This window comes from [Collinsella] massiliensis, assembly GCF_002161605.1.
Classification (GTDB): Bacteria; Actinomycetota; Coriobacteriia; order Coriobacteriales; family Coriobacteriaceae; genus Enorma.
This window is the reverse complement of sequence record NZ_NFIE01000003.1, coordinates 37,876-57,518: the sequence shown is the minus strand read 5'-3', so window position 1 is coordinate 57,518 and position 19,643 is coordinate 37,876. Positions and strand designations below refer to the sequence as shown.

The 19,643-nt window shown below is 66.0% G+C and carries 22 protein-coding genes and 1 tRNA gene; 20 read left to right on the top strand and 3 right to left on the bottom strand.

Annotated elements, in window-relative coordinates; all coding sequences use genetic code 11:
• Positions 1 to 73 precede the first annotated feature (73 nt).
• The 15 genes from rpmG to B5G02_RS01630 all read left to right on the top strand — a co-directional run bounded on the left by rpmG (position 74) and on the right by B5G02_RS01630 (position 11,991).
• Positions 74 to 223: a 50S ribosomal protein L33 gene (gene rpmG / locus B5G02_RS01700; protein WP_019127809.1), complete on the top strand. Its 150-nt coding sequence runs from the start codon at positions 74 to 76 to the stop codon at positions 221 to 223.
• Positions 224 to 238: 15 nt separating this feature from the next.
• Positions 239 to 314: transfer RNA gene (locus B5G02_RS01695), tRNA-Trp, on the top strand.
• Positions 315 to 393: 79 nt separating this feature from the next.
• Positions 394 to 810: a preprotein translocase subunit SecE gene (secE, locus tag B5G02_RS01690; RefSeq protein WP_094334938.1), complete on the top strand. Its 417-nt coding sequence runs from the start codon at positions 394 to 396 to the stop codon at positions 808 to 810.
• Between the two features lie 3 nt (positions 811 to 813).
• Positions 814 to 1,350, top strand: a complete 537-nt coding sequence (gene nusG / locus B5G02_RS01685; RefSeq protein WP_094334937.1) for a transcription termination/antitermination protein NusG — start codon at positions 814 to 816, stop codon at positions 1,348 to 1,350.
• 123 nt (positions 1,351 to 1,473) lie between these two features.
• Positions 1,474 to 1,902, top strand: coding sequence for a 50S ribosomal protein L11 (rplK, locus tag B5G02_RS01680; RefSeq protein ID WP_019239713.1), 429 nt, complete (start codon positions 1,474 to 1,476; stop codon positions 1,900 to 1,902).
• Between the two features lie 103 nt (positions 1,903 to 2,005).
• The gene (gene rplA / locus B5G02_RS01675) at positions 2,006 to 2,713 is read left to right on the top strand and encodes a 50S ribosomal protein L1 (protein ID WP_094334936.1); all 708 of its coding nucleotides are present in this window, start codon (positions 2,006 to 2,008) and stop codon (positions 2,711 to 2,713) included.
• 568 nt (positions 2,714 to 3,281) lie between these two features.
• Positions 3,282 to 4,160 (top strand): hypothetical protein, encoded by an 879-nt coding sequence (locus B5G02_RS01670; protein ID WP_241146124.1) that lies wholly within the window; start codon positions 3,282 to 3,284, stop codon positions 4,158 to 4,160.
• A 257-nt stretch (positions 4,161 to 4,417) separates the two neighbouring features.
• Positions 4,418 to 4,768, top strand: coding sequence for a PadR family transcriptional regulator (locus B5G02_RS01665; protein WP_094334934.1), 351 nt, complete (start codon positions 4,418 to 4,420; stop codon positions 4,766 to 4,768).
• Complete coding sequence (locus B5G02_RS01660) at positions 4,765 to 5,955, top strand: permease prefix domain 1-containing protein (RefSeq protein ID WP_143758268.1); 1,191 nt, start codon at positions 4,765 to 4,767, stop codon at positions 5,953 to 5,955. The genes B5G02_RS01665 and B5G02_RS01660 overlap by 4 nt, the downstream gene beginning before the upstream one ends.
• Positions 5,956 to 6,345: 390 nt before the next feature.
• Complete coding sequence (locus B5G02_RS01655) at positions 6,346 to 7,869, top strand: 2-isopropylmalate synthase (protein WP_019239709.1); 1,524 nt, start codon at positions 6,346 to 6,348, stop codon at positions 7,867 to 7,869.
• Positions 7,870 to 8,220: 351 nt separating this feature from the next.
• Positions 8,221 to 9,486: a 3-isopropylmalate dehydratase large subunit gene (gene leuC, locus B5G02_RS01650; protein WP_164476330.1), complete on the top strand. Its 1,266-nt coding sequence runs from the start codon at positions 8,221 to 8,223 to the stop codon at positions 9,484 to 9,486.
• Positions 9,487 to 9,593: 107 nt separating this feature from the next.
• Positions 9,594 to 10,103: a 3-isopropylmalate dehydratase small subunit gene (locus tag B5G02_RS01645; protein WP_094334931.1), complete on the top strand. Its 510-nt coding sequence runs from the start codon at positions 9,594 to 9,596 to the stop codon at positions 10,101 to 10,103.
• Between the two features lie 88 nt (positions 10,104 to 10,191).
• Positions 10,192 to 11,301 (top strand): 3-isopropylmalate dehydrogenase, encoded by a 1,110-nt coding sequence (leuB, locus tag B5G02_RS01640; protein ID WP_094334930.1) that lies wholly within the window; start codon positions 10,192 to 10,194, stop codon positions 11,299 to 11,301.
• A gap of 154 nt (positions 11,302 to 11,455) precedes the next feature.
• Positions 11,456 to 11,716 (top strand): hypothetical protein, encoded by a 261-nt coding sequence (locus B5G02_RS01635; RefSeq protein WP_094334929.1) that lies wholly within the window; start codon positions 11,456 to 11,458, stop codon positions 11,714 to 11,716.
• A 5-nt stretch (positions 11,717 to 11,721) separates the two neighbouring features.
• Positions 11,722 to 11,991 carry an NADP oxidoreductase gene (locus B5G02_RS01630; protein WP_094334928.1) on the top strand — a complete coding sequence of 90 codons (270 nt, stop codon included), beginning with the start codon at positions 11,722 to 11,724 and terminating at the stop codon, positions 11,989 to 11,991.
• Positions 11,992 to 12,270: 279 nt separating this feature from the next.
• On the opposite strand, the gene B5G02_RS01620 is transcribed toward B5G02_RS01630, so the two are convergent.
• From B5G02_RS01620 to B5G02_RS01610, 3 genes are all read right to left on the bottom strand, one after another.
• Positions 12,271 to 12,564: a hypothetical protein gene (locus B5G02_RS01620; RefSeq protein WP_094334926.1), complete on the bottom strand. Its 294-nt coding sequence runs from the start codon at positions 12,562 to 12,564 to the stop codon at positions 12,271 to 12,273.
• Positions 12,561 to 12,854 carry a type II toxin-antitoxin system Phd/YefM family antitoxin gene (locus tag B5G02_RS01615; protein WP_094334925.1) on the bottom strand — a complete coding sequence of 98 codons (294 nt, stop codon included), beginning with the start codon at positions 12,852 to 12,854 and terminating at the stop codon, positions 12,561 to 12,563. The genes B5G02_RS01620 and B5G02_RS01615 overlap by 4 nt, the downstream gene beginning before the upstream one ends.
• 87 nt (positions 12,855 to 12,941) lie before the next feature.
• Complete coding sequence (locus B5G02_RS01610; RefSeq protein WP_094334924.1) at positions 12,942 to 13,742, bottom strand: mechanosensitive ion channel family protein; 801 nt, start codon at positions 13,740 to 13,742, stop codon at positions 12,942 to 12,944.
• Between the two features lie 186 nt (positions 13,743 to 13,928).
• Between B5G02_RS01610 and B5G02_RS01605 the strand changes: the two genes are divergently transcribed.
• The 5 genes from B5G02_RS01605 (at position 13,929) to B5G02_RS01585 (ending at position 19,611) form a co-directional block, all read left to right on the top strand.
• The gene (locus B5G02_RS01605) at positions 13,929 to 16,496 is read left to right on the top strand and encodes an excinuclease ABC subunit A (RefSeq protein ID WP_094334923.1); all 2,568 of its coding nucleotides are present in this window, start codon (positions 13,929 to 13,931) and stop codon (positions 16,494 to 16,496) included.
• A 159-nt stretch (positions 16,497 to 16,655) separates the two neighbouring features.
• Positions 16,656 to 17,072: a peptide deformylase gene (locus tag B5G02_RS01600; RefSeq protein WP_094334922.1), complete on the top strand. Its 417-nt coding sequence runs from the start codon at positions 16,656 to 16,658 to the stop codon at positions 17,070 to 17,072.
• 26 nt (positions 17,073 to 17,098) lie between these two features.
• Entirely contained in the window at positions 17,099 to 18,454 is a 1,356-nt protein-coding gene (locus B5G02_RS01595) for a M18 family aminopeptidase (RefSeq protein WP_094334921.1), read from the top strand.
• Positions 18,455 to 18,598: 144 nt separating this feature from the next.
• Complete coding sequence (locus B5G02_RS01590; RefSeq protein WP_094334920.1) at positions 18,599 to 19,195, top strand: hypothetical protein; 597 nt, start codon at positions 18,599 to 18,601, stop codon at positions 19,193 to 19,195.
• Between the two features lie 122 nt (positions 19,196 to 19,317).
• On the top strand, positions 19,318 to 19,611 hold the full coding sequence (locus tag B5G02_RS01585) for a zf-TFIIB domain-containing protein (RefSeq protein ID WP_094334919.1): 294 nt from the start codon (positions 19,318 to 19,320) through the stop codon (positions 19,609 to 19,611).
• Positions 19,612 to 19,643: the final 32 nt, after the last annotated feature.

Below are 19,643 nucleotides of genomic sequence, written 5' to 3'. Positions count from 1 at the left end.
ACAGGATAAGAGCGCAGATGCTATCGTATTCCATCGTGCCCGTACGGGGCGGTATTTGGAGGTAATTAGATTCATGCGTACTCTCGTCACCCTTGCCTGCACCGAGTGCAAGCGTCGTAACTATACGACGACCAAGAACAAGGCAACCATGCCTGATCGTATGGAGATCAAGAAGTATTGCCCCTGGTGCCGTCGGCATACGGTTCACAAGGAGACCCGTTAGTCTCCAACCCCTTACACGCCAGTAGTTCAATTGGTAGAGCATCGGTCTCCAAAACCGAGTGTTGAGGGTTCGAGTCCTTCCTGGCGTGCCAGTCTTCAATCCGTAAGCCTCGTATTCTCGGGGCTTACGGTTTCTGTATGTTAAGCGCCCTGCGCCCGGAGGTAGCGAGCATGGCCAACAAGAAGAACAAGAAGAAGGCTTCGCAGCGCAACGCGCAGGCGTCGTCTGCTCCGGCCAAGGCTCAGGCTGCGGCCGAGCCCAAGAAGGGCGTCTCGCGCAAGGCTGCCAAGGACGCCGAGAGCGCGTCGAAGAGCGTCGCCCGCGCCAAGGCCGATATGAAGGCCTCCAAGGAGAAGGCGAAGGCCAAGAAGAAGAAGGACGAGAAGCCCGGCTTCTTCGGCCGCATCCGCAACTACTTCCGCGCCGTGCGCACCGAGATGCGCCGCGTCACCTGGCCGAGCAAGAAGGAGCTCGTCAACTACTCGCTCGTGGTGATCGCGTCCCTCGTGGTCGTGGGCGTCGTCATCGCCGTGCTCGACTTCGTGATCGGCGAGGGTCTCTTCCTCATCTCTGGGCTAAGGAGCTAGACCATGTCGAAGCGTTGGTATGTCGTCCACACCTATTCCGGCTACGAGAAGAGCGTCAAGAGCGACCTCGAGCACCGCATCGAGACCATGGGGATGCAGGATCGCATCTTCGATATCGAGATTCCCATGGAGAGCGTGACCGAGATCAAAGAGGGCGGGAAGCGCGAGACCAAGGACGTCAAGATCTTCCCGGGCTACGTGCTCGTGCGCATGGAGATGGACGACGACGCGTGGACTTGCGTGCGCAACACGCCGGGCGTCACCGGCTTCCTCGGTGGCAACGGCAAGCCCGCGCCGCTCTCGCGCGACGAGTACAACAAGATGATGCGCAAGTCCAAGAAGGGCGAGGCGCCCAAGCGCATGACGGTCGACCTCGAGGTCGGCACGCCGGTGCGCGTGACCTCCGGCCCCCTCGCGGACTTCAACGGCATGGTGTCCGAGGTCAACCCCGAGTCCGGCAAGGTCAAGGTCGTCCTGCAGATCTTCGGCCGCGACACGCCCGTCGAGCTCGGCTTCGACCAGATCACCGTCGCCCTGTAAGGCTGGTTGTTCGCGCGCGGGCGCTTCTCGACCGGACCGCTCATCTGGTCGGGTGCTTCTAACGCAAGCGCGCTGACGATATTCGTTTGATTCACCCCGCTTTCGGTTCAGGAAGGTTTTGACATGGCTGAGAAGAAGGTTGCCACCGTCATCAAGCTCCAGATTCCTGCCGGCCAGGCCAACCCGGCGCCCCCCGTGGGCCCCGCCCTTGGTGCTGCCCAGGTCAACATCATGCAGTTCTGCCAGGCGTTCAACGCCGCCACGCAGGACAAGATGGGCGACGTGATCCCCGTCGTCATCACCGTCTTCGAGGATCGCACCTTCGCGTTCGAGTGCCACACCCCGCCTGCGGCGCACCTCATCAAGAAGGAGCTCAAGCTCAAGAGCGGCTCCGCCGTTCCGCAGCGCGACAAGGTGGGCCAGCTCACCCAGGAGCAGCTCACGAAGATCGCCGAGATCAAGATGCCCGACCTCAATGCCAACGACATCGAGGCCGCCAAGAAGATCGTCGCCGGTACCGCCCGCTCCATGGGCGTGACCATCGCCGAGTAACGTGTTGTTTCGCGGGCGCGCCGAGGTGGTGCGCCCGTTCGCGCGCAATGGGGCGCGCAACGATGTGGGAGGGCACGCGCCCTGTGACCACAGGAGGTAGCACATGCCGAAGCATGGAAAGAATTTCCGCGCCGCCGCGGAAAAGGTCGAGAAGTTCAAGCTTTACACCCCGCTCGAGGCCGTCCGCCTCGTGAAGGAGATCGCGCCCGCCAAGTTCGACGAGACCGTCGAGGCGCACTTCCGTCTGGGCATCGACACCCGTAAGGCGGATCAGAACATCCGCGGCTCCATCTCCCTGCCCCACGGCACCGGTAAGACCGTCCGCGTCGCCGTGTTCGCCGAGGGCGAGAAGGCTCGCGAGGCCGAAGAGGCCGGCGCCGACATCATCGGCTCCGACGAGCTCGTCGCGGCCATCCAGGGCGGCGAGATCAACTTCGACGCCGCGATCGCCACGCCGAACATGATGGCCAAGGTCGGCCGCATCGGTAAGATCCTCGGCCCCCGCGGCCTCATGCCGAACCCCAAGCTCGGCACCGTGACCATGGACGTCGCCAAGATGGTGGGCGAGCTCAAGGCCGGCCGCGTCGAGTACCGCGCCGACCGTTACGGCATCTGCCACGTGCCGCTGGGCAAGGTCTCCTTCGACGACCAGAAGCTCGTGGAGAACTACGCCGCGCTCTACACCGAGATCCTGCGCGTGAAGCCGTCCTCCGCCAAGGGCCGTTACGTGAAGAGCATCGCGCTCTCCTCCACCATGGGCCCCGGCGTCAAGGTCGATTCGTCCGTGACGCGCGACTTCATGGCCGAGTAGGCACGCAGCGCCTGCAGGTTGCTCTGCAGCTCATTTCAGTTGTGCGAAGCCGGTTCCTTCGGGAGCCGGCTTTTTTGTTTGGCGCAGGGGCAACGTCCGCGTGACAGCGCGCGACCGTCCCCCTCGAGCCGCCGGCTTCATCGACAAACTTGACGGTTTTCCACATGAAGGGCGCTTACAAGGACGTTTCGTGTGCAAAGTTGTCAAGTTTGTGCGTGAAGGGTTCGACGGGATGCGAGGAAGATTGCTGCATGCGATCGTTTGTCAGTTGCACTCGCCGTTTGCGGCGGCGCTGAGGCCGTTTGCCGATTGAGAGGCCTTGCCGCAGCGAGTTTTCCACGAGGCGCAACCCACCTGAGCTGCCCGGTCAGATTTGTGCCAGAAACGTGTAAGAATCATCCATCTAGCTGGGAAAACGTTTTCGCGCTACGCTAGCGCCACAACCGGCGGGCGGAGGTGTGGGATGGCGTTACGGCGTACGAAGGCATGGGGAGAGCTCTTGGCGTGTGTCACCGACGCGCTCAGTGCGAGGCGCTGCTATAGCCCGGCGTCGTATGGGGAGGCGCAGATGCTGCGTCGGCATATTCGCGATAAGAGCATCGTTGAACCGTTTCCTCGGTTGTTCGCTCCCGGTGATGCATGGGAGCAGCTCGCTCGTCTCGATCAAGAGCGATATGTGATTCGCGGCTACGCGTGGGCGCATCCGAACGCAATGTTCTGCTCGCTGAGTGCGGCGGTGATGCACGGCCTTCCAGTGACCTATTCGCTCTTGGGGACGTTGCATCTGTATGCCTCTTCGCCGAGCCAGCGCGGAGGGAAGCGTGTCGAAATGCGGTATCGACAGCATCCTTCATGTGTGAAAATCGACGGCGTCCCCGTCGCATCGCTCGTAGAGGCAACCGTTGATTGCCTCTGCGCCTGCGATTTCGAGGATGCGCTAGCTCTTGCGGATGGCTGTCTTCGGATCGCGCGCGCGGATGCAAGCTACTTGCGGCGGGAGGTAGAGCGCCTCGCGCACGGATGCAAGGGAGTCGAGAAGGCGCGCGATGTTGCACGATGGGCGGATGGGCGCGCAGAGAGCGGCGGGGAGTCCATAGCGCGCGCTGTCATGATACGTGCGGGGCTTCCACCGACTGATATTCAGCGTGCGTTTGACGACCCGCTCGAACCCAGGAAGTCGTATCGCGCCGATTTCGTATTCGAACTCACTGACGGCAAGACGGTGCTCGGCGAATTCGATGGCCGGGCGAAATATGAGGATGAGCAGCTGCGAGCGGGCTCGTCGACGATCGACGTGCTGCTGAAGGAGCGGCAGCGGGAATCTCGCTTGACACTCATGGATGTACGCATCGTGCGCTTCAACTGGAACGACGTGCGCACTCCAGGCCGCTTGGAGCAGATGCTCGGCGCGGCAGGCGTCACGCGCGCGACGCTTGTGAAACCGTGACGCGCCGGCCACGATTCGTTCGCGTGTAAAGTTGACAAGTTTATGCGCGAAGGGCGATGCGAAGGCGGCTTCGTAAACAAAGTTGACAAGTTTGTGTGCGAAGCGCGGGGGGGGGCGGGGCGCCGCGTGACATGGCGGGGCAGCGCGCAAGATACATTTCTCAAAAAGTATATCGACACACATAGTAGTATGTGTTACAGTGGCGCTAACGACGGGCGGCATGACGTCCGCAGAGCTGGCACCAGGGAGGTGACGGTATGTCCACACGAGATGCGGTAAGCGACCTGATCCGGGGAAACATCGACGCGATCATCCTGTGCACGCTCAAAGAGGGCGACAGCTACGGGTACGAGATCCTGAAGGATATCGCAACGGCGAGCCACGGCGAGTACGAGATGAAGGAGCCGTCGCTCTACACGAGCCTCAAGCGCCTGGAAGGGCAGGGGTTCGTCGAGAGCTACTGGGGCGATGAGAGCCAGGGCGCGCGGCGCAAGTACTACCGCGTGACGCCCGCGGGCGCGGTCGAGCTCGAGGAGGCAACCGAGCGCTGGGTGCGCGTGCGCCGGATCATCGATAGGCTGCTCAAGCAGGACGGAGGAGACCGATGAGCGAATTGCGTATGTACGTCGAGCATCTCTTCGAGGGCCGGGTGCTTACGGCCGAGATGATCGAGCTGAAGGAAGAGATCTACGGCAACCTGGTCGCGCGCTACGAGGATTACGTGGCGAGCGGCATGAGCGAGGCGGAGGCGCTCGAACGCGCGAAGGCGAGCATCACGAGCATCGATGACGTGCTCGCGGGGGATGACGATGCCTCGGGCGAGCCGTCGGGCGCTGCGAAGGAGGCGCCGACAGCTGCGGCCGCGCCGGGTAGCGTCGCGGCTCCGGACGCGACGGCCGAGCAGCCTGCTCCGGCGACCGTCGTCATGCCGGCGACGGACGATGCGGCCGCCGCGACCGAGCAGACGGGTGCCACGGCAGCGGGCGCCGTGCCTCCCACGCAGCCCGCAGAGGCTCCTGCGGAGAAGAAGACGCCGTGGATGAAGGTGCTCGCGATCGCGGTGGCGGTCATCGCCGTGATCCTCGTCGCGATGGTGCTCTGGAACGTCGTGATCGAGCCGAGCGGCGACCACATCGAGGACACGGTCGAGGACATCGTGGATGTGAGCACGCCGGGAGCGGGCCAGAACGGTAACGGCGCGGGCAACGGACAGGACGCGACGACGGGCGGCAACAACGCCTCGACCGACGCGACGGGCAACCAGCCCTCGTACGGCGACCCCGAGGATCAGCGCGAGTACGAGGCGACGATGGCGCTCCTGGATGCCATCGACGCGCACGACTGCACGGCGCTCCAGGTATACAGCGGCGAGAGCCAGCCCTCGGCATCGTTCTTCGAGAGCCTGCCCCTCGGAACCTATGTGGCGGCGGATGACACGGCGAGCATCAACGCGACGAGCTTCACCGTGTACTACGCGAACGTCCCGGAGGACATCGACGGCGACGCGATCGACCGCGCGCTCGTGTACAATGCGGCCGCGGCGTTCAGCGTCTATCCCAACCTGGAAACGCTGAACATCACGGTGCAGGAGCAGTACGACGCGCCCTACGACGCGGATTCGTACTCCTTCACGCGCGGCCACCTCGAGAGCGCGTTCGCCAACGTGAGCGGCGACGCCATCGTCCAGTTCAACAGCTCGCTCTTCGAATCTGAGGCGAACTGGGACGTGGTGCGCCAGCAGATCGACCGCCACGAGTTCTGCGAGCACCAGGCCGACATCGCCGAGATCGGCTAGCCGCGCATGTAAAATAACCCCTGGGGTAATTTTACCTGTGGCGTGCGGCGCGCGTTCTGGTACACTTTATCCTAATGCAGTGATGGCCGGGCGAACCGGCGGCTGCACAGAGAGGATGGGAACATGAAGCGTTCGGCCTACATCGGATTCGCCACCGCCCCGGCGGCGCTCCGTGCCGCGCAGCTTCTAACCCTAGACGAGCTACTACTAGGCGCCGATACGCGCTAGGGTACTTCGTCCCGCTCTCACTTTCGGTATCGGAAGCACCCCATCGCGTATCAAGCCCGACGTGCAGGGCGCATCGCGACGGGGTGCTTCTCCTTATCCAGCGAACATATGCGATACGCCTCCTGCCACGCCATCTGCCCGGCAACGACCACAGGAGGAACCATGACCCGCAAGATCAACATCTTCGACACCACGCTCCGAGACGGCGAGCAGTCGCCCGGCGCGAGCATGAACACCGAGGAGAAGCTCATCATCGCGCGGCAGCTCATCCGCATGAACGTGGATGTCATCGAGGCGGGCTTCCCCATCTCGAGCCCGGGCGACTTCAAGAGCGTCGAGGAGATCGGCCGCATCGCCGGCGACGCGTGCACCGTCTGCGGCCTCACGCGCGCGGTGGACAAGGACATCGAAGTCGCGGCCGAGGCGCTGCGTACCGCCAAGCGCCCGCGCATCCACACCGGCCTGGGCGTGAGCCCGAGCCACCTGCGCGACAAGTTGCACCTCACGGAGGACGAGGCCATCGAGCGCGCCGTCCGCGCAGTGAAGCTCGCGCGCAACTTCGTGGACGACGTCGAGTTCTATGCCGAGGACGCCGGCCGCGCCGACCAGGACTTCCTCGTGCGGATCGTCGAGGCGGCCGTGAAGGCGGGCGCCACGGTGGTGAACATCCCGGACACCACGGGCTACAACCTGCCGTGGGCCTTCGGCGCGCGCATCGCCGACCTGCGCGAGCGCGTGGACGGCATCGAGGACGTGACCATCTCCGTGCATACCCACAACGACCTGGGCATGGCCACGGCGCTCGCCATCGAGGCGGTGCGCAACGGCGCCACGCAGGTTGAGTGCACCATCAACGGCCTGGGCGAGCGCGCGGGCAACACGGCGCTCGAGGAAGTGGTCATGGCCATCCGCATGCACGGTGAGGAGCTCGACGCGCACACCGACATCGTGACGCAGGAGCTCACCCGTGCCTCGAAGCTCGTGAGCTCCATCACGGGCATGACGGTGCAGGCGAACAAGGCCATCGTTGGCGCGAACGCCTTCGCCCACTCCTCCGGCATCCATCAGGACGGCGTGCTCAAGGCGCGCGACACCTACGAGATCATCGATCCGGCGGACGTGGGCGCCGGCGGCTCGCAGATCATCCTCACGGCGCGCTCCGGCCACGCCGCGCTGCGCCATCGCATGGGCGAGCTGGGCTTCACCTTCACCGACGAGGAGTTCGAGGACATCTACCAGGCGTTCCTGGAGGTCGCGGACAAGAAGAAGGAAGTGTACGACGAGGATCTGGAGTCGATCGTCCACGAGCGCGAGCGCGTGAGCACCGCCGTGTGGAACCTCGACGCCGTGCAGGTCTCCTGCGGCTTCCCGCTCACGCCGACGGCCACCATCACGCTCACGAACATGGGCGGCGAGACGTTCACCGCGTGCGCGTACGGCACCGGCCCCATCGACGCGGCGTACAAGGCGGTCGATCAGATCGTCGCCGTGGCGAACGACCTGGCCGAGTTCTCGGTGAAGGCCGTGACGCGCGGCATCGACGCGCTCGGCGAGGTGACGGTGCGCGTGACGGCCGAGAACGGCGAGGTGTACATCGGCCGCGGCTCCGACGGCGACATCATCGTGTCGTCGACGAAGGCCTACCTGAACGCGCTGAACCGACTCATCTCGGATCAGGCGAGGTAACCTTCCTTTGGCCGGTGCCCGGCGGGGCGGCGGCGCAGCCCCGCATATCATCCCGTGCTCAGACAGCGCTGCGTGAACTGCACGCGGGACGATATGCGAGGCCGCGCCGCCGCATGGCGGGCACCGGCCGGCCGTAACCCGCGACGCCTGATCCGAATTCGGGTTCAGAGGCCGCGTGGACGCCAATTTATAATTTGTTGTACTGGAGCTTCGAGGGTATTGGGATTGGAAGCGATGTCAGAGGGTTTGGGTCGTTGCTGCTGAGCGATTCCGCAGCGAGCGCAGCGAGCGAGGACAAGCGAAGCAGGAACGACCCAAACCCTCTGCAGAGAGTATCAGGAGGAATTGACCATGCCACGACCGATGACCGTTGCCGAGAAGATCTTGGCCGCTCACGCGGGTCTCGAGGAGGTGCGCCCCGGGCAGCTCGTCGAGTGCGACCTCGACCTCGTGCTCGCGAACGACATCACGGCGCCCATCGCCATCGACGTGTTCCGCGAGCTCGGCGCGACCGAGGTGTTCGACCGCGACCGCGTGTGCCTCGTGCCGGATCACTACGCGCCGAACAAGGACATCAAGAGCGCCGAGCAGACCAAGAAGATGCGCGACTTCGCCCATGAGCAGAAGATCACGCACTACTGGGAGCAGGGCTGCGCGGGCATTGAGCACGCGCTGCTGCCCGAGACCGGCACCGTGGTGCCCGGCGACCTCGTGATCGGCGCCGACTCGCATACCTGCACGTACGGCGCGCTCGGCGCGTTCTCGACGGGCGTGGGCTCGACGGATGCCGGCGTGGGCCTCGCGACCGGCCGCGCATGGTTCAAGGTTCCGCCCACCATCAAGTTCGAAATCGAGGGCGAGCTCACCGACGGCGCCACGGCGAAGGACGTCATCCTCCACATCATCGGCCTCATCGGCGTCGACGGCGCGCTCTACCAGGCCATGGAGTTCTGCGGCTCCACCATCCGGAACATGTCCATGGAAGGCCGCATGACCATCTCGAACATGGCCATCGAGGCCGGCGGCAAGGCGGGCATCATGGAGGTCGACGACGTGGCGCGCGCCTGGCTCGAGGGCCGCTGCCAGCGCCCGGCGGTCGAATACCACGCCGACCCGGATGCCGAGTACGCGCGCGTGGTGCGCATCGACGCGGCGGACATCAAGCCGTGCGTGAGCTGGCCGCACCTGCCGAGCAACACGCATCCCGTGAGCGAGAGCACGCACATCACCATCGACCAGGCGGTCATCGGCAGCTGCACGAACGGCCGCATCGAGGACATGCGCGCCGCCGCCGAGGTGCTGCGCGGCCGCCGCGTTGCCGAGGGCGTGCGCTGCATCGTGATCCCGGCGACGCAGGCGGTGTTCAAGCAGTGCATGGCCGAGGGCCTCGCCGACGTGTTCATCGACGCGGGCTGCGTCTTCTCGACCCCCACGTGCGGGCCGTGCCTGGGCGGGTACATGGGCATCCTCGCGGCGGGCGAGCGCTGCATCTCCACGACGAACCGCAACTTCGTGGGGCGCATGGGCGACCCGACCTCCGAGGTGTACCTCGCGAGCCCGGCCGTGGCCGCCGCGAGCGCTGTCGTCGGCCACATCGCCGCCCCCTCCGACCTCTGAGTCATTGGGGACGGGTTCAATTGACTCACCGAGTCAATGGGGACGGGTTCAATTGACTCATGTTCGCCCATTCGCCCTTGTTCATAGCAGGAAGTAAGGAGTTCGCCATGCATTTCGAAGGCACGGTTTTCAAATACGGTCGCGACGTGGACACGGACGTCATCATCCCCGCGCGCTACCTCAACAGCTCGGACCACGCGCACCTGGCGGCGCACGCCATGGAGGACCTCGACCCCACGTTCCATGAGCGCGTCCAGCCGGGCGACATCGTGGTGGCCGAGGAGAACTTCGGCTGCGGGTCGAGCCGCGAGCATGCGCCCGTGGCGCTCAAGGCGGCGGGCGTGAGCTGCGTCATCGCCAAGAGCTTCGCGCGCATCTTCTATCGCAACGCCATCAACGTGGGGCTCGCCATCATGGAGTGCCCCGAGGCCGTCGACGCCATCGCGGACGGCGCGCGCGTGGCGGTGGACACCGAGACGGGCACCATCACGAATCTCGACACGGGCGCGACCTTCACCGCCGAGCCCTTCCCGCCGTTCATCGCCGAGATCATCGAGGCGGGCGGCCTGGTGGAGCGCACGAAGCAGCGCTTCGCGCAGACCACCGATGCAGAATAACCCCAGGGGTATTTTTACATGGAGGGGGCGTATGCCGCTCGATAACCCGTTCGCATCTGGAGCAAGCTCGAGAAGTTGGAGTTGTAACGTGAGGAAGACCTATCGCATCTGCACGCTGCCGGGAGACGGCATCGGGCCGGAGATCATGGCAGAGGGCAAGAAGGTGCTCGCCGCCGTGGGCAAGCGCTTCGGCGTGGAGTTCGCCTGCGAGGACGCGCTCATCGGCGGCGCGGCCATCGACGCGACGGGCGGCCCGCTGCCCGATGAGACGCTCGACGCGGCGCGCGCATCGGACGCCGTGCTGCTCGCGAGCGTCGGCGGTCCCAAGTGGGACACGACCGACCCCGCGGCGCCCCGTCCCGAGCAGGGACTGCTCAAGATCCGCAAGGAGCTCGGGCTCTACACGAACCTGCGCCCCGTGCAGATCTTCTCCGCGCTCGCGGGTGCGTCGACGCTGCGCCCGGAGGTCGTGGACGGCGTGGACATGATGATCGTGCGCGAGCTCACGGGCGGCCTGTACTTCGGCCGGCGCGAGCGCTTCTATGACGAGCCGGGGGCGGGCGCGGACGGCAAGCCCGGCCAGCGCGCCTACGATACGCTCGAGTACCGCGAGTACGAGGTGGAGCGCATCGCGCGGCAGGCGTTCGAGGCTGCGCGCAAGCGCCGCGGCAAGGTGTCGAGCGTGGACAAGGCCAACGTGCTCGAGACGAGCCGCATGTGGCGCGAGATCGTCCACCGCGTGCACGACGCGGACTACCCGGACGTGGAGCTCGAGGACGTGCTCGTGGACAACGCCGCCATGCAGCTCATCCACCGTCCTGCCACGTTTGACGTCGTGGTGACGGAGAACATGTTCGGCGACATCCTCTCCGACGAGGCCGCGCAGATCACGGGCTCGCTCGGGATGCTTGCGAGCGCGAGCTTGGGCGACGGCGTGGCGCTGTACGAGCCGAGCCACGGCAGCGCGCCGGACATCGCCGGCCAGGGGATCGCCAACCCGCTCGCGCAGATCCTCTCCGTGGAGATGATGCTGCGCTACAGCTTCGACATGGGCGACGCGGCCGATGCCGTGCGCTCCGCGGTGACGTCCGTGCTCGATGCGGGGCTGCGCACGCGGGACATCGCGGACGCGGCGACGCCCATGGAGTGCGTGCTCGGCACCGCTGCCATGGGCGATGCCGTGGTGGAGCGCATCTAAGGGCGCATGCACCGGCTCATAGTGCTTCTACGTGGGGCTCTCGCGCAGGCGGGAGCCCCGTTTCATGACCCCATCACGGAGGCGATGGGCTATCTGCGCTACCTATGGGTAAGTATGATATGATGTCATATCATATAGATGAGAGGGGGCCGTCTTGAGCACGATCGGGGTTCATCCAAGGATTGCGCAGCGGCATCCGGAGGTTACGCCGGACGATGTCGCCGCCGCGATGCGCGGGATGATCAGCTATCGCCAGCGACCCACCGGCGAGTGGCTGGCGGTCGGCCTCGACGGCAAGGGGCGGCTTGTGGAACTGGTCTACCAGTACGACGAAGAGGACGATTTCTTCTTCGTGTTCCATGGTATGACCCCGCCGAGCGGCAAGACGCTCCGCGAGCTAGGATTGGAGAGGTGAGAAGCATGAACGTTTCCGAGTATATGAAGAAGCACGGCCTCACCGACGCCGACCTCGATGCGATGGCCGCGCCCTACGAAAGCGGCGACTACCAGAGCGGGGATGGTGAAGTCTTCACCGGCTCTCACCTCGACGCGGTGGGGAAGCGGCGTGTGACGGTCATCTATGACGCCCGTGACACGCAGCGCGTTGCCGCGATAGCCCGTAGCAGGGGTGTCAAGACCTCCGAGGTCTATCGTGACGCGCTCGCCTACTACCTCGCTGCTCAGGCCTAAGAACACGACGATTCCTCCGAGGAACCAAGGCGGGCCTTGCTTCGCCTCGCCTATGGGCAAAGCCCTCGAGGAATTGCTCAGGATGAAAAACAACAATCTCTTTCCCCATGCGTCCACCTCCGCAACGCGGCGGCTGGCATTCCATGAAGGGCGGGCCTCGGCACCAGGGGTATCATATGTGTTCGAGAAGAACCTGAAAGGCGAGTACGACACCGATGGGGACATGGACTTGAACCCGGCGTTTGCGAAGGTGGCGAACGTGGGCGGGTCCGCCTCCGCCTAAAACCGCCCGCGCGGATCGGCTGCGGAGAAGTCGATGTAGAAGATCTCAACCTCTTCCCGCTCTACATCGACGGCATAGTACAGCGTGAAAGGCGTGTCGGGAATATCGATGTGGCGACAGGGGACAGGCGGCCGCGCAGCGGAGTAGTCGGGGGCATACACCGCGCCCAGATAAGGGTAATCCTCCAAAAGCTCGACGTATGTCTCAATGCGCTTGAGCACGCGTTCGGAATACACGTGCTCCTCGATAAAGTCGAGGACGCTATTTGCAAGCGTTACGCGGCACGTCATGCGTGCCAGCCCTTGCGGTCGCGCACGGCGGCAAAGGCATCGGCTGCAGGTGTGGTATCGCCGTTCTGGAAATCCTCGATGCCGCGCAGGATGCCGTCGTATACGCGTTGCTCGCGTTCACGCGTTGCCACTCGTTCTGCGACCATGCGATCGAAGGCGTCCGAGTCCATGATCACCGCGCATGCTTTGCCGTTTTTGGTGAGATACATCGGATTCTGAGAGCGTCTGAGCTCTTCGAGCATGGCATTCGGATTGCGATTGAAATCGGTGAGCGATGCTATGGCTGGCATGCGATCCCCTCTTCATATGCTTGTTCAGCGATTCGAGCTCATGATAGCATGAAATTCACTGAGAATAATATGTCTGTCTGCCGCTCGCTACCCCAGCATCGTCGCGAGCGCGCGCACGATGGCGTCGGCGGCGGCGGAGACCTGCGCGGCGTCCTTGACCTGCAGGATAACCTTGCCGCGGATGCCCAGCTCGGCGATCTCGGCGAAGTAGACGGTGGGGCCGCTGACGACGGGCGACACCGAGGACGCCGCCTCGCGCGCGCAGTCGATGATGCGCTGGGAGAGCGCGTCGGTGCCCGTGAGCTGCGCATCGCGCTTCGCGGCATCGTCCCCCGTGCTTGTGCGCGGGATGGTGAACGGCACCGTCACGCGGTTCGCCGGCAGCAGGTGCACGAGCGCCGTCGTGGAGATGATGGAGTTGGGGACGATCACCGTCTGCCCCATGCTGTCCTGGATGGTCGTGTGCCGCCACGTCACGTCCTGCACCACGCCGCTCTCGCTCCCCACCTCGATGTTGTCGCCGGGCTTCACGATGCCCATGAGCGTGACCTGCAGCCCGCCGATGAGGTTGGCGAGGGTGTCCTGGAAGCCGAGGGAGACGGCGATACCGCCGACGCCGAGGGCTGCGATGACCGAGCTCGTGTTGATGCCGAAGCACGAGTCGAGGATGATGCTCACGCCGATGATCCAGATGATCGCGCGCACGATGTTGGCGATGATGCTCACGGTGGGCAGCGGGCTCTCGTCGCGGCGCAGGACGTGCCGAAGCGCCCGCACGGCGAGCCGGGAGGCGACGAGCGTCGCGATGAAGATGACGCACGCCCAGAAGACGCTTCTGAACAGGGAGCTCTCGAGCAAGTTCTTGACCACGGTGATGATGTCCTGCATGCTGCTCCTCTCGCGTGCGCGAGCGACGAGGGGCGTTCCCGCCAGCCGCTTCGGCTGCGCATGAGCCCATTCGGCACCCGCGCACCGCGTGTCCTCGTCACCCGTAACGGTCATTCTACCCATCTCACGTTTGTCCGCATGGCGGGATATACTGGGCTCGAGCAGATGAAGACGGAAGGAACGAAGATGGGTGAGCGTCGGCAGGAAGCGATGTGCTCTCATGACGGGACGGCGCGGCACGGGCGCATGAGCCCCGACCGTATCGAGGTGCGCGGGGCGCGCGTGCACAACCTCAAGAACATCGACGTGGACATCCCGCTCGGCGAGCTCGTGGGCATCGCGGGCGTCTCCGGCTCTGGCAAGAGCTCGCTCGCGCTCGGCACGCTCTATGCGGAGGGGTCCCGCCGCTACCTGGACGCGCTCTCCACCTACACGCGCCGGCGCATCGCGCAGACCGGCCGCGCCACGGTGGACGAGGTGCTGCACGTGCCCGCCGCCCTCGCCCTGCGCCAGCGCCCGGGCATCCCCGGCGTGCACTCGACGTTCGGCACCTCGACGGAGCTCCTCAACTACCTGCGGCTTCTGTTCTCGCGCCTGGGGAGCCACGTGTGCCCCAACGGCCACCACGTCCCTCCCAGCATGGACGTGGCGCTCGGCCGGGCGACCGTCTGCCCGGTGTGCGGCGTGGAGTTCATGGGACCGGGGGCGGAGGACCTCGCCTTCAACAGCGCGGGCGCCTGCCCCACCTGCGGCGGCACGGGCATCGTGCGCACGGTGGACGAGGCGTCGCTCGTGCCCGACGAGTCCATCAGCATCGACGACGGCGCCGTGCTTCCGTGGGGCTCGCTCATGTGGGATCTTATGAAGCAGGTCTGCGGCGCTATGGGCGTGCGCACGAACGCGCCGTTTTGCGAGCTCACGCCCGAGGAGCGCGACATCGTGTTCCATGGCCCCGCGGTGAAGAAGCACATCCTGTACCGGTCCAAGAAGGGCGACGACTTCGCCGAGCTCGATTTCACGTACTTCAACGCCGTCTACACCGTGGAGAACGCGCTTTCCAAGGTGAAGGATGAGAAGGGCTTGGCGCGCGTGAGCCGCTTCCTGCGCGAGGACGTCTGCCCGGATTGCGGTGGCACGCGGCTCTCGCAGGCGGCGCGCGGGCCGGTGGTCGACGGCATGAACTTGGGCGATGCCACGCGGATGACGCTCGATGAGCTTGCTCGCTGGGCGCCGCGCGCGCCCGGCCTCATGCCCGCGGAGATGCAGCCCATGGCGCAGTCCATCGTGGCGGAGATGCGCGAGCCCATAGAGCGCCTGCAGCAGCTGGGGCTCGGCTACCTCTCGCTCGACCGCGCGAGCTCGACGCTCTCCACGGGCGAGCGGCAGCGCGTGCAGCTCGCGCGCGCGGTGCGCAACCGCACCTGCGGGGTGCTCTACGTGCTGGACGAGCCGTCGATCGGCCTGCATCCCTCGAATGTCGAGGGGCTGCTGGGTGTGGTGGACGATCTTCTGGACGACGGCAACTCGGTGGTGCTCGTGGACCACGACGTGCGCGTGCTGCGGCGCGCCGACCACCTCATCGAGATCGGCCCGGGGTCGGGCGCGAACGGTGGCCGCGTGATCGCGCAGGGCACGGTCGCGGACGTGGAGGCGAGCCTGGAGACGCGCATCGGCCCCTTCCTGGCGGGGACGCGGCGCGTGCGCACGCGCGAGCGCGCCCGGGCGGACGAGGTGTTCGCGCGCGGTGCGGTGCGGCTCGCGACCGATGCCATCCACACCGTGAAGCCGCTTGAGGTCGAGATCCCGCGCGGACGGCTCGTCGCGGTGACGGGCGTCTCGGGCTCGGGCAAGACCACGCTCGTGCTCGAGAGCCTCATCCCCGCGCTCCGCGCCAGCCAGCATGCGAAGAACCCGGACGCGGCGGTGCCGATGCCCGCGCACGTGCGTTCGTGCGACCCGGGCGGCATTGAGCGTGTGAACCTCATCGACGCGACCCCCATCGGGGCGAACGTGCGCTCCACGGTGGCGACGTACTCGGGCGTCATGGACGACCTGCGCCGCGCCTTCGCGAAGACCCCCGACGCGCGAGAGCGCGGCCTCAAGGCGGGCGCGTTCTCCTACAACACCGGGTCGCTGCGTTGTCCCACCTGCGACGGCACGGGGCAGATCTCGCTCGACGTGCAGTTCCTGCCCGACGTGGACATCCCGTGCCCGGATTGCGGGGGTTCGCGCTACGCCCCGGAAGCGCGCACGGTGCATCTCGCGGGTGACATCAGCCTGCCGGAGCTTCTGGGCTACACCGTGGACCAGGCACTCGAGGCGCTCGGGGAGACGCGGCTCGCATCCGCGAAGACGAAGCTCGGCATCCTGCGCGACCTCGGCCTGGGCTACCTCACCCTGGGTGAGGCCACGCCGGTGCTCTCCGGCGGCGAGGCACAACGCCTCAAGCTCGCGAGCGAGCTCACGCGCAACCAGGAGAACGCGCTCTTCGTGTTCGACGAGCCCACGATCGGTCTGCACCCGCTCGACGTGGAGGTGCTGCTCGGGGTGCTGCAGCGGCTCATCGACAACGGCGCCACGGTGGTGGTGATCGAGCACGACCTGGACATGATCGTCAACGCGGATTACGTGATCGACCTGGGCCCCGGCGGCGGGGAAGCGGGCGGGCGCATCGTCGCGGCGGGCACGCCCGAGGAGGTCGCCGCCTGCGCGGAGAGCGTCACCGGCCGCTACATCGCCGAGGAGCTTAGCTGATGGGTTGGTTGGGGGGTTGGTTGGGGACGTGTTCCTTTCAACCCCTTTATCCATAGGCCAGCGAAAAAAGGGGTTGAAAGGAACACGTCCCCAACCAACCCCCCCCCGACAGGTACAATGTTCAGGTTGCATGCATGGTAGATCCAAGGAAGGAAAAGCATGATCAAGGACATCGTGAAGGATAGGGACTTCCTGAGCCAGCCGGCCGAGCCCGCGACCGCCGACGACGCCGAGGTCGCGCAGGATCTTCGCGACACCATCGAGTCGCTCGAGGATTGCGTCTGCCTCGCGGCGAACCAGATCGGCTCGCGCAAGGCGGTCATCGCCTACGAGGACAACGGCCGCGTCGCCGTGATGTTCAACCCCAAGATCAAGATGGCCGCGCAGCCCTACCGCGTGCAGGAGAGCTGTCTTTCGCTCGAAGAGGTGAGCGAGGTGAAGCGCTTCCAGATGATCTCCGTGGGCTACCAGGTCATCTCGAACGGCAAGCTCGTGAGCCGCACGAAGCGCCTCTCCGGTTGGACGGCCGAGCTCGTGCAGCACGGCATCGATCACTGCGCCGGCAAGCTCGTCTAGCACGGCCGCGGGGAGGGGAGCACGGGATGACGGAGGCGGAGCTGTGCGCCGCGCAGGAGCTCATCGAGTTCATCGAGGCCTGCCCGAGCGCGTTCCACACGGCGGCGACGGCATGCGCGCGCCTGGAGGCGGCGGGCTTCACGCGCCTGCGCGAGGGCGATGCCTGGGGGGTCGCGCCCGGCGGCCGCTACTTCGTCGAGCGCAACGGCTCGAGCGTCATCGCCTTCGCGGTGGGCGCGCGCGCCGCGGAGCCCGACCGGTTCCACTTTCAGATCACCGCCGCACATGGTGATTCGCCCACGTTCAAACTGAAGGCCGCGCCCGAGCTCGGCGGCGAGGCGGGCTACCGGCGCCTCTCGGTCGAGGCGTACGGCGGCATGCTCGACTACACCTGGTTCGATCGGCCGCTCTCCATCGCCGGGCGCGTGCTCGTGCGCACGGGCGCCGACCAGGACGCGGACGCCCCCGCGGGCGTGGAGAGCCGCCTCATCGCGCCCGAACGCGACCTCGCGCTCATCCCGAGCCTCGCCATCCATCTCGACCACAGCCAGAACAAGGCCTTCTCGCCGAACCGCGCCCGCGACCTCTTCCCGCTCATCTCGGCGGGCGAGCTCGACGAGGGCGCGTTCGTGGAGCTCATCGCTCATGAGGCGGGGGTCGCTGCGACCGATGTGCTCGGCTTCGACCTCTTCTTGGTGAACCGCGTGCCCGGGCGCGTGTGGGGCGCGGCGGACGAGTTCGTTTCCGCGCCGCGCATCGACGACCTCATGTGCGCCTTCACCTCCCTACGCGCTTTCCTCGCCGCCCGCAACGACGCGGCGGTGCGCGTCTGGTGCTGCTTTGATAACGAGGAGGTGGGGTCGAACACCAAGCAGGGCGCGATGTCGACCTTCCTGCCGGACACGCTTGCGCGCCTCGCCGCGGCGCTCGGCCGCACGCCCGAGGAGTACCGCCGCGCGCTCTCGAAGTCCATGCTCGTGAGCTGCGACAACGCGCACGCGGTGCATCCCAATCGGCCGGACGCGTGCGACCCGTCGAACCGCTGCCGCATGAACGGGGGCATCGTCGTCAAGGAGGCGGCGAACCAGCATTACTGCACCGATGCGTTCAGCCGTGCGGTGTTCACGGCCATCTGCGAGCGCGCGGGGGTCTCCGTGCAGGCCTACGCGAACCGCAGCGACATGGCGGGCGGCTCGACCCTGGGCAACCTGTCGAACATCCAGGCGAGCATGCACGGCGTGGATGTGGGCTGCGCGCAGCTCGCCATGCATTCCGCCTACGAGACGGCGGGTGCGCGCGATGTACTGCTCGCCGAGCGCGCGCTGCAAGCGTTCTTCGAGGCGGACCTGTGCATCGACGGGGCGCACGCGGCTGCGCTGTAGCTGCGCCTTGGCGGAGAAGCTCCCGCTTCTGTGCACGGCGTGGAGGGCGATTAACGGCTGCGCGCGCGGGGTATCCCTGCTGTGCCGCCACGGTGCAGCCTGATCGAAGGTACCGCTTCGCGCGGCGGGAAAGGAGCGAGCCCGATGGGCGATACGCAGGTAGGTTGGACGAAGCACATACCCACCCCGCAGCCTTCCGCGCACGGGGACGCCCCCTCGTCGGTCGAGGAGCGGCTCGTGCGGCTCGAGCGCACGGCGCGCCGCGGCAAGATCGCCACGGCGGTGCTCGCGGGCGTCGCGGTGGTGCTCATCGTGGTCGTCGTCGTGTTTGCGAACGAGCTCGTGACGCAGCGCTCGCTCGTATCCGAAGCCCTGAGTGCGGCGCAGCAGAGCCAGCAGGCGACCGGCGGCCAGGCAAGCGAGGACGATGCGATCGATGCCATCACGCCGAGCACGGATGACGAAGACGCCGTGGACGACGATGACGCTGTGGACGACGATGGCTCAAGTGAGGACGTGCTCCGCGCGGCGGATCTTTCGGACATCCTGAACGAGAAGTGGTCGAACGCCCAGCGCATCCTCGAGGCGCGCGGCATCGATCTCGCCGACCTCGTGATCGTGACCGATGACGGCGGAATGGTGTTCGATCCGGGCAATTGGACGGTCGTGCTCGTGACCGATCTGGACGAGCCCGGCAAGGTGGCCGTGCACCTCCGGCACGACATCGACTGGTGGTTCTAACGCCGTCGGTAAACACGGACAAAACGATGTGCCGGGACTGTATGGCCCCCGGCAGTTCCAGGGTATAACTCCCCCAATTCGCTGCACCGCCGCCTGGCGGTATCTACCGGGAGGGAGTCCCCATGAAGTGCCCTGTATGCAAGGACGTCACGCTGCTCATGAGCGAGAAGAACGGCGTCGAGATCGACTACTGCCCGGAGTGCCGCGGCATCTGGCTCGACCGTGGCGAGCTCGATAAGATCGTCGACCGTGCCCGCGAGGCGCGCGCCGACTACCGCGATGACGATCGCCGCGAGTACCGGGACGAGCGCTACGACGATCGCCGCTACGACGAGAAACGCTATCGCGAGCACAAGAAAAAGAAGAGCCCCATGTCCGCGCTCGGGGACATCATGGAGATCTTCGGCGGGGAATAGGCGGACTGCCGGGCGACGGAGCGGGGCGCGAG

What these genes read in the sequence shown, in the direction of transcription:
- B5G02_RS01620 (WP_094334926.1), bottom strand. Translation starts at nt 12,564, where the DNA reads ATGACGTGCCGCGTAACGCTTGCAAATAGCGTCCTCGACTTTATCGAG.
- B5G02_RS01665 (WP_094334934.1), top strand. Translation starts at nt 4,418, where the DNA reads ATGTCCACACGAGATGCGGTAAGCGACCTGATCCGGGGAAACATCGAC.
- B5G02_RS01600 (WP_094334922.1), top strand. Translation starts at nt 16,656, where the DNA reads ATGATCAAGGACATCGTGAAGGATAGGGACTTCCTGAGCCAGCCGGCC.
- leuC (WP_164476330.1), top strand. Translation starts at nt 8,221, where the DNA reads ATGCCACGACCGATGACCGTTGCCGAGAAGATCTTGGCCGCTCACGCG.
- B5G02_RS01615 (WP_094334925.1), bottom strand. Translation starts at nt 12,854, where the DNA reads ATGCCAGCCATAGCATCGCTCACCGATTTCAATCGCAATCCGAATGCC.
- B5G02_RS01660 (WP_143758268.1), top strand. Translation starts at nt 4,765, where the DNA reads ATGAGCGAATTGCGTATGTACGTCGAGCATCTCTTCGAGGGCCGGGTG.
- B5G02_RS01595 (WP_094334921.1), top strand. Translation starts at nt 17,099, where the DNA reads ATGACGGAGGCGGAGCTGTGCGCCGCGCAGGAGCTCATCGAGTTCATC.
- B5G02_RS01645 (WP_094334931.1), top strand. Translation starts at nt 9,594, where the DNA reads ATGCATTTCGAAGGCACGGTTTTCAAATACGGTCGCGACGTGGACACG.
- B5G02_RS01670 (WP_241146124.1), top strand. Translation starts at nt 3,282, where the DNA reads ATGCTGCGTCGGCATATTCGCGATAAGAGCATCGTTGAACCGTTTCCT.
- rplK (WP_019239713.1), top strand. Translation starts at nt 1,474, where the DNA reads ATGGCTGAGAAGAAGGTTGCCACCGTCATCAAGCTCCAGATTCCTGCC.
- B5G02_RS01585 (WP_094334919.1), top strand. Translation starts at nt 19,318, where the DNA reads ATGAAGTGCCCTGTATGCAAGGACGTCACGCTGCTCATGAGCGAGAAG.
- nusG (WP_094334937.1), top strand. Translation starts at nt 814, where the DNA reads ATGTCGAAGCGTTGGTATGTCGTCCACACCTATTCCGGCTACGAGAAG.
- B5G02_RS01590 (WP_094334920.1), top strand. Translation starts at nt 18,599, where the DNA reads ATGGGCGATACGCAGGTAGGTTGGACGAAGCACATACCCACCCCGCAG.
- rpmG (WP_019127809.1), top strand. Translation starts at nt 74, where the DNA reads ATGCGTACTCTCGTCACCCTTGCCTGCACCGAGTGCAAGCGTCGTAAC.
- B5G02_RS01610 (WP_094334924.1), bottom strand. Translation starts at nt 13,742, where the DNA reads ATGCAGGACATCATCACCGTGGTCAAGAACTTGCTCGAGAGCTCCCTG.
- B5G02_RS01630 (WP_094334928.1), top strand. Translation starts at nt 11,722, where the DNA reads ATGAACGTTTCCGAGTATATGAAGAAGCACGGCCTCACCGACGCCGAC.
- secE (WP_094334938.1), top strand. Translation starts at nt 394, where the DNA reads ATGGCCAACAAGAAGAACAAGAAGAAGGCTTCGCAGCGCAACGCGCAG.
- rplA (WP_094334936.1), top strand. Translation starts at nt 2,006, where the DNA reads ATGCCGAAGCATGGAAAGAATTTCCGCGCCGCCGCGGAAAAGGTCGAG.
- B5G02_RS01605 (WP_094334923.1), top strand. Translation starts at nt 13,929, where the DNA reads ATGGGTGAGCGTCGGCAGGAAGCGATGTGCTCTCATGACGGGACGGCG.
- B5G02_RS01655 (WP_019239709.1), top strand. Translation starts at nt 6,346, where the DNA reads ATGACCCGCAAGATCAACATCTTCGACACCACGCTCCGAGACGGCGAG.